This is a genomic window from Pseudomonas frederiksbergensis, assembly GCF_000802155.2.
Lineage (GTDB): Bacteria > Pseudomonadota > Gammaproteobacteria > Pseudomonadales > Pseudomonadaceae > Aquipseudomonas > Aquipseudomonas frederiksbergensis_A.
In genome coordinates, this window is sequence record NZ_JQGJ02000001.1 from 156,864 (window position 1) to 169,580 (window position 12,717).

A 12,717-nucleotide genomic window follows, 5' to 3' on the forward strand; every position below is an offset into this window, starting at 1 on the left:
AAACTTGACCTGGGTCAACGAGCGCCCCGGGGCCATTGGCCTATGCTTGGCCCGTCTACCTCCAAGGAGGTAGATCGAGACCTCGATAAAAGCCTTTGTTTATCAACGTCTTGAGCAAGTCGGCCAAAGCTTTTATGGAAACGGAACGGCCGACAACTCTTTAGAGGTAGTGCGCCCAGGATCGGCTGCAACACCCCACGACCCAGGGCGCGCTTGATGCTCGGTCTACCGTTTTTCGCCAAGAGCCAGCGCCCATGATGCGTTGGCTTCGCAGTTCCCTGCCCGCTCGCGCCGGCCTGGCGGTGATCCTCATCGCCATCCTCGCCCTGGCCAGCTCGTTGAGCGCCGGATTGATCGCCTGGTTCAGCCAGGGCGACGCGGCAGCCATCAATACCGCCGGCTCCGTGCGCATGGAGACCTATCACCTGAGCTGGAGGCTCGCGGCCGGCGACGTTGAAGACATCCCCACGATCGTCGACAGCCTGCAGCAACGTCTCGACAGCCCAGCTCTGCGCGCAGTGCTCGAAGACGGGCCGGAAACCGCACTGCACAAAAGCTATCGCGACCTGATGCAGCGCTGGAACCAGACCTTGCGCCCGGCCATCGAGCGCGGCGACTCGGCATTCTTCCAGGCCAGTGCTCGTTCGTTCGTGGAACAACTGGATCAGTTCGTTACGCTGTTGCAACGCCAGAGCGAGCACAAGCAAGGCTGGCAACAAGCAATCCAGGGCATTGCGTTGTTCAGCACCATGATCATCCTGCTGATCGGCCTGTATGAATTGCAGTACGGCGTGGTGATGCCGCTGCAAGAACTGGTTGACGCCACCCAGCGCTTTCGCCGTGGTGAATTCCAGGTGCGAGTCAACCACCAGTCCGAGGATGAACTGGGCCAGTTGGCGACCAGCTTCAACACCATGGCCGAGACCATCGAGCAATCCCACCGCACCCTGGAAGCCCAGGTGCAACAAAAGACCCTGAATCTGCAACAGGCCAACGCCGCCCTTGAGTTGCTTTACCAGAGCAGCCGCAGCCTCGCGACGCGCCAGGCCAATGCTGAAGGCCTGGATGAACTGATCCGCCGCTTCCAGCAGCGCCTGCCGGGCCTGCGTCTCACGCTGTGCCTGCAAGGACAGCTGCAGTCGCCCGCACGGCATCTGCTGGCCTTGCATGGCGCCGCCAGCCGCCAGGTCTGCGCCAGCAGCGATTGCGCCAGTTGCCACAAACACAACGCCGCGCGCCCGCAAGCTTTCAGCATCAGCAACCAGGGCACTGAGCTGGGTGAACTCAAGGCGCATTTTGTCGACGGTCACGCCGCACAGCCATGGGAAATCGCGCTGATCCAGGCCCTGGCCAACTTGATCGGGACAACGTTGTCCCTCAAGCGCCAGCGCGAACAGGACCATCGCCTGTTGCTGCTCGACGAGCGCACCATCATTGCCCGGGAGCTGCACGACTCCCTCGCCCAGGCCTTGTCGTACATGAAACTGCAAGTCAGCCGCATGCAGACCCTGATGCGTCGCGGCGAACCGGTGCAGACCCTGGAAAACGTCACCGGCGAACTGCGCGAAGGCCTCAACAACGCTTATCGACAACTGCGTGAATTGCTCACCACGTTCCGTTTGCAGATCCGCGACGACGGTTTGGTACCGGAACTCAAGGACACGGCCGAGGAATTCTCCAACCGTGGTGATTTCCAGGTGCACCTGTTCATCGACACCCTGGCCTTCGAGCTGTCGGCCAGCGAGCAGATCCACATCCTGCAGATTACCCGCGAGGCCCTATCCAACTGCTTGCGCCACGCCCATGCGCAAAACGCCTGGCTGCAATTGCGCCAGGAAGGCGAGACCGTGCGCCTTTGCATCGAGGACGATGGCCGGGGTTTCAGCGGCGAAGTGGACCAGCGCGAGCACCACGGTCTGAACATCATGAACGAACGCGCCCGCAGCCTGCGCGGCCAACTCGACATTCACTCCCGAACGCCCCAGGGCACCCGTATCCAGGTGCATTTCCAACCGGAGTTCCTGGGCCACCACACCGAAGGCATCGCAACATGAACGCCCCTTTGCGCCACACCCTGCTGCTGGTCGACGACCATCCGATGATGCGTCGCGGGATCCGCCAGATGCTCGAACTCGAAGACGATCTGCACATCGTCGGCGAAGCCAGCCACGGCGAAGAAGCCCTGGCGCTGATCGAACCGCTCAAGCCCGACCTGGTGCTGCTGGACAACAACATGCCGCAGATGAACGGCATCGAGACTCTGCGCCGGCTGCGCGCCATGCACTACACCGGCAAGGTGCTGCTGTTCACCGTGTCCGACGCCGAGGACGACATCCGCGATGCCCTGCGCCTGGACGCCAACGGTTACCTGCTCAAGGACATGGAGCCTGAGTTGCTGATCCAGTACATCCGCGACGCCCTCAACGGCGCCCTGGTGATCAGCCCCGGCCTGACCCGCGTCATGGCCCAGGCTTTGCGCTCGCCACCGCGCCAGGCCGATGTGGAACTGACCGAGCGCGAACGCCAGGTCCTCAAGACCATCGCCGGCGGTTTCAGCAACAAGGTCATCGGTCACAAGCTGGGCATCACCGAGGGCACGGTCAAGGTGCATGTGAAGAACCTGCTGCACAAGCTCGGCTTGCGTTCGCGGGTCGAAGCGGCGGTGTGGGCGATGGAGCATTTGCGCGGGGCGGGTTAGTCCCGGTTGAGTCATACAACACGCTACCGATCTGCGCTGGCAGTGAAAGATTGGATTGACCGCCTCTCCTCCCTCTTCCGAGGTAAGCCTGCCGAGGCATAGGCCGCCGACGGCTTGGGCACTACCATGACGGCACGCGGAGGTACGCCATGCTGACCCACCCTTCCATCGTTTTACTGTTGCGTCGTCATCACCTGTTCAGCCAACTGCCTGAGCGGGTCTTTGAAGATGTCTGTAGCCTGGCTGTCCTCAAACGCCTGGAATGCAACAGCACGCTCATGCACCAGGGCGATCCGGCCAAGCGATTTTTCGTGCTGGTCAGTGGCCAGATCAAGCTCTTCCGGGTCACCGGCGAGGGCCAGGAAAACCTGGTGGAAATCATCCAGCCCGGGCAGACCTTCGCCGAAGCGTTGCTGTTCAGCCAGGCCCGTTGCTACCCGGTCAGCGCGTCGGCGATCAAGGACAGCGTGCTGGTGAGTATCGAGGGGACGCATTATCTCAAGGCGCTGGAGGACCAGCCCAAGGTCTGCCTGGCGATCCTGGCGAGCATGAGCATTCATCTGCACCAGCGACTCAAGGACATCGACAACCTGACCTTGGCCAGTGCCAGTCGGCGGGTGATCAATTTTCTGTTGCAGGAGCGCGATCCGCGGGATGGTCAGGTGGTGTTGCAGGTGTCCAAGCGGCTAGTGGCTTCGAAGCTGGGGATCCAGCCGGAGACGTTTTCGCGGATTCTGCATCGGTTGGTGGATGGGGGGTTGATTGCCATGGAGCGGCGCAACATTCGCATCCTAGCTGAAGAAGAGCTTGCTGCTTACCAGCAGTAACCGAGCCAGTCTCAGATTTGATCATGGTCAAGGCGTACTACCGCCGGCCTCGCACACTGGCAGCGTCTATCAGAGGAGAACCCTCATGTCCGATTTAAGCCTTCCCTTGGTCTACTCCTGCTCCGGCTGCTCTAATGTCGCGCAGTTGGCCAATACCCTGGCCCTGCGCCTGGATCGCAGCGGCCTGGCCGAGATGTCCTGCATCGTCGGGGTCGGCGGACATGTGGCTGCGCTGGTCAAAAAAGCGCGCTCGGGACGGCGAATCCTGGCGCTGGATGGCTGCCCGCTGCAATGCGTCGAAAGCTGCCTGAACCAGCACGACCTGCACGCCGATGTGCATCTGATCTTCAGCCACCATGGTTTGCGCAAACGCAACGGCGAGGATTGCACCGAGGAGCAGAGTGACGAGTTGTTTGAGGAGATCAAGCGGTTGCTTGAAGGCCGGATGATCGAAGCCACCGAGACGGCTTGAGAAGGCGAACAGCTTTAGTGACGAACACCTAACCGGTGGCGAGGGAGCTTGCTCCCGCTGGACCGCAAAGCGGTCCTAAAACCTGTAGCCGCGGCATGTCAGTTGGAACGCAGTTGCTTTTATTCAATTTATTAAATCAGCTCAACCGATACCGCAAATCTAGTCTTGTCTGAGACAACGGGCCAAGAAACTAAAAGATCTCGGAAATTACTTACAGTAAACTCCTAAGACCCATCCTAAGACAGCAACATACCTTTCCTAATAACCTGTAAGCCAATTCCCACAATCGGCACGATTAACATTTCAGAAAATTCGCACCCCCTTCGCGACAACACAAGGTCGCAACATCCTGAAATTAGTTTTAGCTGGCACAATCTCAGATAGCTGCAAATCTCATTGGTGTTGCGCAACTAAATTCCCTCAACACAATATTACCGACAGGATAAATAAAATGGACTCTCTAGTTAACGAAGCAACCTTCGAGCTTGAACTGGACGCAGAAACCGCGGAGAAAAATTTTCCGTTATTCTGAACGATGAAAGCCTGATGCACGCCGGCTTTGTGGCACATCAGTCGAACAACAACGTATTGACGCTGGCTCTGGCTGACGACGTTAGAATCGCAGCCTGAAAAAACGGGAGGGATATAATTCCCTCCCGCTTTCTATTGTGTCGAACATGATACTTGCTTATACCTTTCATCAGTCAAAGGTGACCAATTATGCAAAGGCTTAGTTCGAGCCTCCGTCGCCGCAGTGCCGAAGAAACATTAAAAATCATCGTCAACGATATAGCGCCGCGCTTGGGCATTACCCGAGTAACCGACACAACCTGGCTGGACCGTATTGGAATTCCGGTATTCGCCAGTATACGACCCGATGCATTGAAGGGTTCGCTGTGCGTAAATGCTGGCAAAGGCCTCAGATCAGCAGAAGCGAAGATAGGCGCGTACATGGAAGCCATCGAGTTCAGCCTTGCGCAATACAACACGGCGCAACTGAAGCTGTTAAAGACCACGCCGAGGCAACTCATTGAAAGCCACGAAGGACGAATAGCTTTCAATCAGTTCTGCATGTTGTATGGCTTCTCTGCCGATGCCGACTCGCTCATCATGGCCATCGAAGTTGAGGATGTATTGCACAAGCAAAAGGTGCTTGCACCCGCCGAATTGGTGTTCATTCCCTATCCTGAAAACCCCGGGCAACAACTCTTCGGGGAAAGCTCCAGTGGCTTGGCTTCAGGCAATGACTTGGTGGAAGCCTCGGTACACGCTGTTTGCGAACTCATGGAGCGCGATGTTCAAGCCTTTAATCATCTACATGACCGCTCCTGCCTCGTCAATCTGGACCGCTACAGCGCAGAAACCGACTCTCTGATCAATAAAATCAATGACGCGGGATTGAGCCTGTCGGTTCGTTACACCGAGAACTGTTTTGGCCTGGCCTACTTCCAGGCTTTTATCATGGAAGAGTCCTCCCACGCGCCCATCTCTGTGGCCACCGGTTCAGGGTTACATCCCATCAAGGATGTCGCCTTGATCCGGGCTATCTGCGAGGCGGCCCAAAGCCGTTTAAGCCACATCCACGGGGGCCGGGACGACATCATTGAGCGCGTCAAATACTTCGAGAAGAAGGGCCGTTCGGTCGAGCTTCAGGCCATCTCACGCTTGCGTACCGTGGCCACCTCTCGGAACCAGATGATCGATTACTCCTCCATCGACTGCCAGGAAGCCGCGATCCCCACGATCGAATCGGCCTGGGAGTTGCTCATTGAGCGGTTGCAAAGTGTCGGGCTCAGTACCGTGCTAAGGGTTTTGCTCAGTAAAGCGACGGACGACATCACTGTGATCAGGATCATTATTCCGGGGCTTGAAACCTTTGAACCCGGTTTGAAAAGGGTCGGCCCGAGGTTACTTACGTATGTCAAACAAAGCGCTTGAGGCATGCACGCTTTTTGCGGGCCCCTCCCTGCAAGCGATAGACAGTCAATTACTGCGCGGTGGTGGCTTGATGGTGCGCCCGCCTGTCAAGCGTGGCGATATCGAACGCCTGGTGGCGCAATCGCCCCCTTCGAACATCGCCATTGTCGATGGCGTGTTCCATGCTCACCCTGCCGTCGGCCATGCCGAGATACTTGACGCTCTGGGTGCGGGTTGGCGCATTTGGGGATTATCGTCCATGGGGGCCATTCGCGCCTGTGAAATGGATACGCTGGGAATGACAGGCTTTGGTGAAGTGTATCGACAATTCGCTAGCGATCCGGACATGTCCGACGACGAAGTGACCCTGATACATCAAACACAGGAACCCTTTCTTTCACTCAGCGAACCACTTATTCATATCAGGCAGTTTTTAGGACAGTGGACGACTGAACGGATCATTACGCCGGCTCAAGAGCAACACATACTTCACTACCTGAAAAACATGTGGTACGGACATCGAACACTAAATTGTTTGAAAGAAGCTTTGCTGGCACTCCCTGTCGCGACGAAACAAATAGACAACGCCCTGGCCAATTTTTCTGCCTACCGAATAAAGAGCCTGGACTTGATCGAATTTCTCAAACTACAACCATGGACGAGGACGGTGAAACAGAATGTCGCCATCAGAGATACTGTGTGAAATAAACGGCTTGCCCTTTGTGCACTCCTTGTTCAATAGCACAAAACTTTTAACACTCGTCGCCGTTGTACGTAGAAATATCGAAGGAGGCGAGTTACCTTTAACCACCTATTTGCAACCAGACTTCGCCACCGCCCTGTATGCTCGGCACGTCGAAGGTGCGCCCGTGTTTCCACCCTATAAAGCGCTCGGTAACGCCGAGCAGATCATGTTGGCTGAAGCGAAGAGTAACCTCAAAGCCTTGCTGCCGGAATGGACCAGATTATTGGACCTGCCGATTAATATACATAAGTTGCTGACTCAACAAGTCAGCCTAACCAACCCTGTGTTGCCTCAACAAATGTTTCTGGGCGAAGCCGCGTTTACCAGCATGACGGACCTTGAAGAGTTACTGGTTCACGAACTGTCCCATATCTGGTCCAGTTTGATCGCTGAGATTTACGACTTCCAGCTCAAGGACAGCTCAAACGACTACATACTGCCATCAGGAACCGGAGGCAAGAACCCTAGGGGTGTCTTGCTGGCTTGCCTGTTTGCGGTCAGCGCCGTGAACTACCACCAGCGGTTGCTGATCAGCGGTTCCGTGCGAGCTCGTCCCGAACGACTCGACTACTTGCATCAGTACTTTCTCAAAAGTCTGGCCACTCTCCAGGCCTCGGCCGAACTGTCCGAAATCGGAAAACTGATCACCTCCAAGCTGGATGCGTTTTCCAGCGACCTGACAACTGACACCTTTCAAGGATGACCCATGGCCGTCGTACACTTTCCCCGGCAGTTCATGCACTACACCGAACAGCATAAAACACACGTTACTGAAGGCTTGTGTGTCAGCGATGTGCTGAACAATCTAACCGCACGATTTCCCGATCTGATTGGCCCGGTCTTCTCTGAGGATCTGTACCCGCTGCCGTTCGTGGGGTTGTTCGTCGACGGCATGCCCGTGACCAACGAGCATGACCGTCATTGCCCCCTGGACAGCAATGCGCAATTGATCCTGATCAACGCAGTGGCAGGTGGCTGACATGCATTGCAACCTCAAAACGGATACCTCCCGTTACGCCCGCCAAATCATCCTCAGCGAGGTCGGCGCTCAGGGGCAGCAACGTCTCAAAGACAGTAAAGTGCTGGTGGTCGGCGCCGGGGGGCTGGGCTGCCCGATACTTCTATACTTGGCAGGTGCGGGCGTCGGGACGATCGGCATCGTTGATAACGATATTGTCGACGTGAGCAATCTGCATCGACAAATTCTCTATGCGAATGCCGATGTAGGCGACCTGAAAGTCTCGGCAGCCAAACGTCGCATCAACCAGTTGAACCCCAACATCGTCGTCCACACCGCTGCCACGACGCTGAACTCGGACAACGTCCTGTCGCTGCTAGCCGAATACGACATCATCGTCGACGCTACTGATAACTTCGGCGCTAAATACCTCATCAGTGACGCCTGTATCGAGTGTGAGAAACCGATGGTCTATGCGTCGATCAGTCAATTCGAGGGGCAGGTGTCGGTATTCAATTATTACAATCAGCACACCCAACAACGGGGGCCGTGCTTCCGGGATCTGTTCGAAACACCGCCGCCACCGCACTTGACGCAAAATTGCTCGGAAGCGGGTGTTCTTGGCGTTATACCTGGCTTGCTCGGTTGCTTTCAGGCCAATGAGGTACTCAAGCTCATCCTCCGTGCCGGGGAGCCATTAAGCGGGCAATTGTTGTCTATCGACTGCCTGGACAACACCTTCCACCTATTGAACATCAACAAAAAAACACGGGACCGCCCCCCTGCGAGAACGCTTGGCGCTACAACCACGCCTGCGTGGCGCGATAGCGACTGGCTATCACCCGACACCCTGCATGACTGGATAGCGACACAAGCCCCATTTCAATTGGTTGATGTGCGCGATGTCAGCGAGCAGCAGCAAGGTTCGCTAGGCGGCAGACCGATTCCGCTCAAAGACATCATCAAGCGCCAGGATGAACTCGATACCGCCCGCCGTATCGTTTTCTATTGCAAATCCGGCATCAGGAGCAAGGCGGCCCTTCTGGCAATTCGTACCATCAGTCAGGAAGCAGAACTCTATAGCCTTGAGGGTGGCATCGAGCGGTATCTGGAGATTTACCCTAATGAACGTACCTCTTCTTTTTTTGAACACCCCTGATTGCGCAGCCACCTTATCCGGATCAAAGGTACGTCAATGAATGCAAATTTTTCAGGCATTACGTGGGGCTTTCCCGGCATCGACCGGCGTCTTCTGAAAGTGCAATTCAGCTTTTTGTTGATGGTTTTGGGCGGGCGGTGCAATCAACTGGCAGTGGCCTGGTGGGCCTTGCAGGAAACAGGCTCCGCGCTCTATTTCGCCAACATGATTGCCTGTTCCATCGCGGCGGAGGTGTTAGCCAAACCCCTGCTGGGATGGCTGGGGGACAAATACAACAAAATCCTGATCATCAAGCTGGCCTCATGGATCAGCCTGCTAGCAGCGCTGTTGATGGTGGTGCTGTCCGCCACGGGGTCGTTCAACCCCTGGACGGTTGGCGCGCTGATGATGATCAGCAGTGCGATTGTCGGCGTACGCGACCCTCTCCAGGCGTCGATCATTCCTTTGTTTGCAGACGACGATAAAGTCTCCCTGGCCTTTCGGACCAAAAGCGTGATGTCGTCCTTTTCCATTCTGCTGGGCCCGGTATTGGCCAGCGGGTTGATTTACGGGTTCGGTATCACGTTCGCCTTTGCCGCCGATTTTTTTGCGATTCTCATCGCCGTGGCGTTGATCGCGACCATCCCGAGCCCCATCGGTGCCACTGGCCAAGGCGAAAAAGCCCCGGGTGCCAGCGGCTTCAGCATGATCTATTCCGGCTTCAAAGTGGTTTATGGAGTGAAAGTTGAATTTTACCTGGCCATCATCGCAATGCTGATCAACTTTGCCCTGTTTCCGTTCTTCACCATCCTGATTCCACTGTATGTAAAGGACGTCATCCAGTACCCGGTCACTTACATCGGTCTTCTGGATTCGTGTTTCGGGCTGGGCATTCTGGCGGGCAGTTACAAGATCATCGGCTGGTTATCCGACCGGGTCCCCCGTGACATGTGCGTGTCCGCTGGTTTCGCATTACTGGGGTGCAACCTAGTGGTGGTCGGGACCGTTTCATCGTCGTTCATCGTGCCCGCAGCCTTTTTCTGCGGCGGCGTTGGGCTGATGTTGATTAACATCCCCACCTCCGCTGTGAGGTTGCTGGCAACGCCAAAGCTGCATCGCAATCGGATTTTTGCCACAGTTTCATTTCTGTCTGCGGCGGCCAGCCCCTTGGGCAGTTTCGCGATGAACACCCTGATCGCCAATCTGGGGGTTGCACTGACAATCACGCTGCTGGGCGTCATGGTGCTGCTGTTGTCTCTGCTGGTCTTTCTGGTACCTGACTTCAAAACTTTCATGCGTTCCCAGGATACGCAGCTCAATGATGCCTATCTGGACAAATACCCTAAAGCGTTTGCGCACTGACGTGCCTCGCCCTACCCCAGTCTCTTACAAACGGAGTTGCCTTTAACCATGCCGGACTTCAAGGATCGACCTGAATCTGCTCGACATGAATCGATCTTCTGCGGCCAATATTATGACGACATGGGCTGTACCGGTTTTCTGGGGGATCCGTCCAAGGATCGAGTCTCGGTTCTGATGCTGGGGCTATCGGACGGTGTGGCGTTGGCGCCGATCGCAGCCAGCACCAGAGTTGCGAGCCTGTTGGCCGTTGATTTGGACGAGACGGCCCTCGTACGCAGCCTCGACAACCGGAACCGACTTGCAGCGCATGTCGACTTCGACAGCGTGGTCGCCGATGCCGCGCACTTCCTGGTCGTCACTCCCGACCGGTACGACGTCATTATTGTCGACCTCTACACCGAGAGCGCGTATGCCCCGATCGTGTTTGATCACGGATTCCACCAACTATTGAAGAGCCGCCTCAATCCCCTCGGTCACGTGGTGTTCAACGGTTTTGGCGTTCCCATGAATCTGGACCCGTTCAACGGCCCTACGCCCCAGGCTTGGCTCGCCCACTGCCTGAACGACAGCTGGGGCGACATTCATCACCTGCCCCATCGACGCAATGCGACGTTCATTATCGGCCCACCGCCATCAACCGTAATGGGCACCGCACCTGCCGTGGAATTTTTATGCGCCAGTGACCGGCTCTTTATGGACATCATGAGCCTTCGCCTGCGTTACCTGACGCCCACGGTTATCCGTCACGCGCCGCTTGTGCCCCCAGCGCTGGACTTCGTAGGGATTGATCTGGAGGTGCAAAAACGCTGGATGGACTCATTACCCGCGTTGTCTGCGCTACTTCCGGCCTCGCTGAAGCTGAGCAAGCCCAACGATCTTCGTGTGTTACTGGACGCCCCCGACGCTTGCCAAGCGCTGCAAGAGAGATTATTGAAAGAAAAATCGTCGCTGCGTACCACGCTGGCGTTGCTGATCGCAGGCGAGGTCAATTTCTCGGACCGCGATATGTCATGGCTCCCCGACTGGGTTGTCGCGACACTGGAGAACAGCGTCGAGATTCACCCGCGAGACTGGCTGGAGGGTTTATTCCCTTACGCCTATGGCGTCATTACCCATAGAACCCGGGGAGACGTGTCCAAAGTGGAAGGTTTTCGACGAGCGCTAGTCCGATTGTCAACGAGCACTTCCCTTGGGCGTAGAGACTCAGACTTGATCTGACGATTACCACAGCAACTCAACCTCTCAGACCGCCGCCAACCCCTTCCCCGCCCTTTCCAGATTGCGCCAAAGCCACGGCGGCAACACCTCCGGATCAAGACTGTCGATCAAGTTCTTCAACGCCAGCCCCAACTCGGTGTCCCCCTCGATGACCAACCGCCGCCGAAAGAACAGCGTGTCCGGATCCTCCTGACGGCTGGCCAGCAAAAGAAACTCACGCCAGTTGCCGCTGATACTCACCTGGGCCTCGGCCCATTCGGCGATGCGCAATCCATCCCGCGCCAAGGTCAGGTACCAGCACAGCTTCAGGTCAGGCACCCGCAGGCACAACCAGCGCCCACGCAGCACCTCGAAACCACCGTCGCGCAGCGGCTCGGCCAGGCAGCGGTTGAGCGCCTGCTGCAACGCCAATCGCTGCACCACGAACGGCACCTTGCCCACCAGCGGCAGCAAGCGATCGGCACCTTTGAGCACCCACTTCTTCGGACTCAACACAGGCCCGCCTCCTCTACCTTCAACATGCCGGCATGGCCGTGCCAGTAACCATTGCACCCTTCCACGAACAACGGCGGTGCTTCGCCCTGGCGAACCTTGTCGAAAGCCGTGACCACCTCGGCCATGCCTTGGGCGCGCGGGCTCAGGCGCAGCATGTCGGCGCCGCAGGCGGCCAGCGCGGGGTAATCGGCCAGCAGGTTCGTGACCTCGCCGGACATCGTCTGGATGCCGTTGAGGGTGAACAGCTGTTGGCCTTCCTGACTGCTCAACGCCAGGCCATCGGGGTAGTTGATGCAACAGAATTGGCAGTCGTCCTTGGGCCGGTTTTCAGCCCGGGCGGTGAAACAGCGCGCCGAGTAAGCCAAGGGCAGATGACCATAGGCGAAGATCTCCACTTCGGGCAGATCGCGGTCCATGTCCCGCACTTGTTCCAGCACATCGGCAATCAGTGCCGCCGAGCATTCCACCGGCGGCACCCAACGAATCATGCCGCTGTCGAGCAGTTGCCCCAGGGCGTGGCCGTTGTACAGGTTCAGCGCCGGACCGCCCACAAAAGGCAATTTGCGTTCGGCCATGAACTGCACAGCGCCCATGTCGTTGGCCTCCACCAGCAACTCGCCGTTGTCACACAGACGGCGCAGCGAGGACAGCTCCGACGCCGCTTCGATCAGCGTCAGGCTCGACAACACAATCTGCGCCTGACTGCAGGCTTGCAGCTCGCGCCCCAGGCCCAGCCATTGATCCAGGGAAAACGCCCGGCGTTTCGAACAGACGGTTTCCCCCAGGTAAATCACGTCCAGTGGCAAGACCGACATCTCGACATAGAAATTTGCCAGTTGCACTTTGTCCCAATAGAACAGGACCGGTCCCAGGCTGAGTTTCATCAG

The 12,717-nt window shown here is 57.1% G+C and carries 13 protein-coding genes; 11 read left to right on the forward strand and 2 right to left on the reverse strand.

Annotated elements, in window-relative coordinates:
* Positions 1-254 precede the first annotated feature (254 nt).
* From JZ00_RS00680 to JZ00_RS00730, 11 genes are all read left to right on the forward strand, one after another.
* On the forward strand, positions 255-2,054 hold the full coding sequence (locus tag JZ00_RS00680) for a HAMP domain-containing protein (protein WP_039591118.1): 1,800 nt from the start codon (positions 255-257) through the stop codon (positions 2,052-2,054).
* Positions 2,051-2,698 carry a two-component system response regulator NarL gene (gene narL / locus JZ00_RS00685; RefSeq protein ID WP_039591120.1) on the forward strand — a complete coding sequence of 216 codons (648 nt, stop codon included), beginning with the start codon at positions 2,051-2,053 and terminating at the stop codon, positions 2,696-2,698. The genes JZ00_RS00680 and narL overlap by 4 nt, the downstream gene beginning before the upstream one ends.
* Positions 2,699-2,847: 149 nt before the next feature.
* Positions 2,848-3,525, forward strand: a complete 678-nt coding sequence (locus tag JZ00_RS00690) for a Crp/Fnr family transcriptional regulator (protein ID WP_039591123.1) — start codon at positions 2,848-2,850, stop codon at positions 3,523-3,525.
* Positions 3,526-3,610: 85 nt separating this feature from the next.
* On the forward strand, positions 3,611-3,997 hold the full coding sequence (locus JZ00_RS00695; RefSeq protein ID WP_039591124.1) for a putative zinc-binding protein: 387 nt from the start codon (positions 3,611-3,613) through the stop codon (positions 3,995-3,997).
* Positions 3,998-4,717: 720 nt separating this feature from the next.
* Positions 4,718-5,935: a YcaO-like family protein gene (locus JZ00_RS00700; protein WP_039591125.1), complete on the forward strand. Its 1,218-nt coding sequence runs from the start codon at positions 4,718-4,720 to the stop codon at positions 5,933-5,935.
* Positions 5,916-6,617, forward strand: a complete 702-nt coding sequence (locus JZ00_RS00705; RefSeq protein WP_052742274.1) for a TfuA-like protein — start codon at positions 5,916-5,918, stop codon at positions 6,615-6,617. Before JZ00_RS00700 ends, JZ00_RS00705 begins: the two co-directional genes overlap by 20 nt.
* On the forward strand, positions 6,592-7,362 hold the full coding sequence (locus tag JZ00_RS00710; RefSeq protein ID WP_152668385.1) for a hypothetical protein: 771 nt from the start codon (positions 6,592-6,594) through the stop codon (positions 7,360-7,362). Before JZ00_RS00705 ends, JZ00_RS00710 begins: the two co-directional genes overlap by 26 nt.
* 3 nt (positions 7,363-7,365) lie before the next feature.
* Positions 7,366-7,638: a MoaD/ThiS family protein gene (locus tag JZ00_RS00715; protein WP_039591127.1), complete on the forward strand. Its 273-nt coding sequence runs from the start codon at positions 7,366-7,368 to the stop codon at positions 7,636-7,638.
* A gap of 1 nt (position 7,639) precedes the next feature.
* On the forward strand, positions 7,640-8,776 hold the full coding sequence (gene moeB, locus JZ00_RS00720) for a molybdopterin-synthase adenylyltransferase MoeB (RefSeq protein ID WP_039591129.1): 1,137 nt from the start codon (positions 7,640-7,642) through the stop codon (positions 8,774-8,776).
* Positions 8,777-8,812: 36 nt separating this feature from the next.
* On the forward strand, positions 8,813-10,117 hold the full coding sequence (locus JZ00_RS00725; RefSeq protein WP_039591132.1) for an MFS transporter: 1,305 nt from the start codon (positions 8,813-8,815) through the stop codon (positions 10,115-10,117).
* Between the two features lie 48 nt (positions 10,118-10,165).
* A complete protein-coding gene (locus JZ00_RS00730; protein ID WP_039591134.1) occupies positions 10,166-11,335 on the forward strand; it encodes a spermidine synthase in 1,170 nt (389 codons plus the stop codon).
* A 24-nt stretch (positions 11,336-11,359) separates the two neighbouring features.
* On the opposite strand, the gene ubiT is transcribed toward JZ00_RS00730, so the two are convergent.
* Positions 11,360-11,830, reverse strand: coding sequence for a ubiquinone anaerobic biosynthesis accessory factor UbiT (gene ubiT, locus JZ00_RS00735; protein WP_039591135.1), 471 nt, complete (start codon positions 11,828-11,830; stop codon positions 11,360-11,362).
* Positions 11,824-12,714: a U32 family peptidase gene (locus tag JZ00_RS00740; protein ID WP_039591136.1), complete on the reverse strand. Its 891-nt coding sequence runs from the start codon at positions 12,712-12,714 to the stop codon at positions 11,824-11,826. The genes ubiT and JZ00_RS00740 overlap by 7 nt, the downstream gene beginning before the upstream one ends.
* Between the last annotated feature and the right edge of the window lie 3 nt (positions 12,715-12,717).

What these genes read in the sequence shown, in the direction of transcription:
- JZ00_RS00680 (WP_039591118.1), top strand. Translation starts at nt 255, where the DNA reads ATGATGCGTTGGCTTCGCAGTTCCCTGCCCGCTCGCGCCGGCCTGGCG.
- narL (WP_039591120.1), top strand. Translation starts at nt 2,051, where the DNA reads ATGAACGCCCCTTTGCGCCACACCCTGCTGCTGGTCGACGACCATCCG.
- JZ00_RS00690 (WP_039591123.1), top strand. Translation starts at nt 2,848, where the DNA reads ATGCTGACCCACCCTTCCATCGTTTTACTGTTGCGTCGTCATCACCTG.
- JZ00_RS00695 (WP_039591124.1), top strand. Translation starts at nt 3,611, where the DNA reads ATGTCCGATTTAAGCCTTCCCTTGGTCTACTCCTGCTCCGGCTGCTCT.
- JZ00_RS00700 (WP_039591125.1), top strand. Translation starts at nt 4,718, where the DNA reads ATGCAAAGGCTTAGTTCGAGCCTCCGTCGCCGCAGTGCCGAAGAAACA.
- JZ00_RS00705 (WP_052742274.1), top strand. Translation starts at nt 5,916, where the DNA reads ATGTCAAACAAAGCGCTTGAGGCATGCACGCTTTTTGCGGGCCCCTCC.
- JZ00_RS00710 (WP_152668385.1), top strand. Translation starts at nt 6,592, where the DNA reads ATGTCGCCATCAGAGATACTGTGTGAAATAAACGGCTTGCCCTTTGTG.
- JZ00_RS00715 (WP_039591127.1), top strand. Translation starts at nt 7,366, where the DNA reads ATGGCCGTCGTACACTTTCCCCGGCAGTTCATGCACTACACCGAACAG.
- moeB (WP_039591129.1), top strand. Translation starts at nt 7,640, where the DNA reads ATGCATTGCAACCTCAAAACGGATACCTCCCGTTACGCCCGCCAAATC.
- JZ00_RS00725 (WP_039591132.1), top strand. Translation starts at nt 8,813, where the DNA reads ATGAATGCAAATTTTTCAGGCATTACGTGGGGCTTTCCCGGCATCGAC.
- JZ00_RS00730 (WP_039591134.1), top strand. Translation starts at nt 10,166, where the DNA reads ATGCCGGACTTCAAGGATCGACCTGAATCTGCTCGACATGAATCGATC.
- JZ00_RS00740 (WP_039591136.1), bottom strand. Translation starts at nt 12,714, where the DNA reads ATGAAACTCAGCCTGGGACCGGTCCTGTTCTATTGGGACAAAGTGCAA.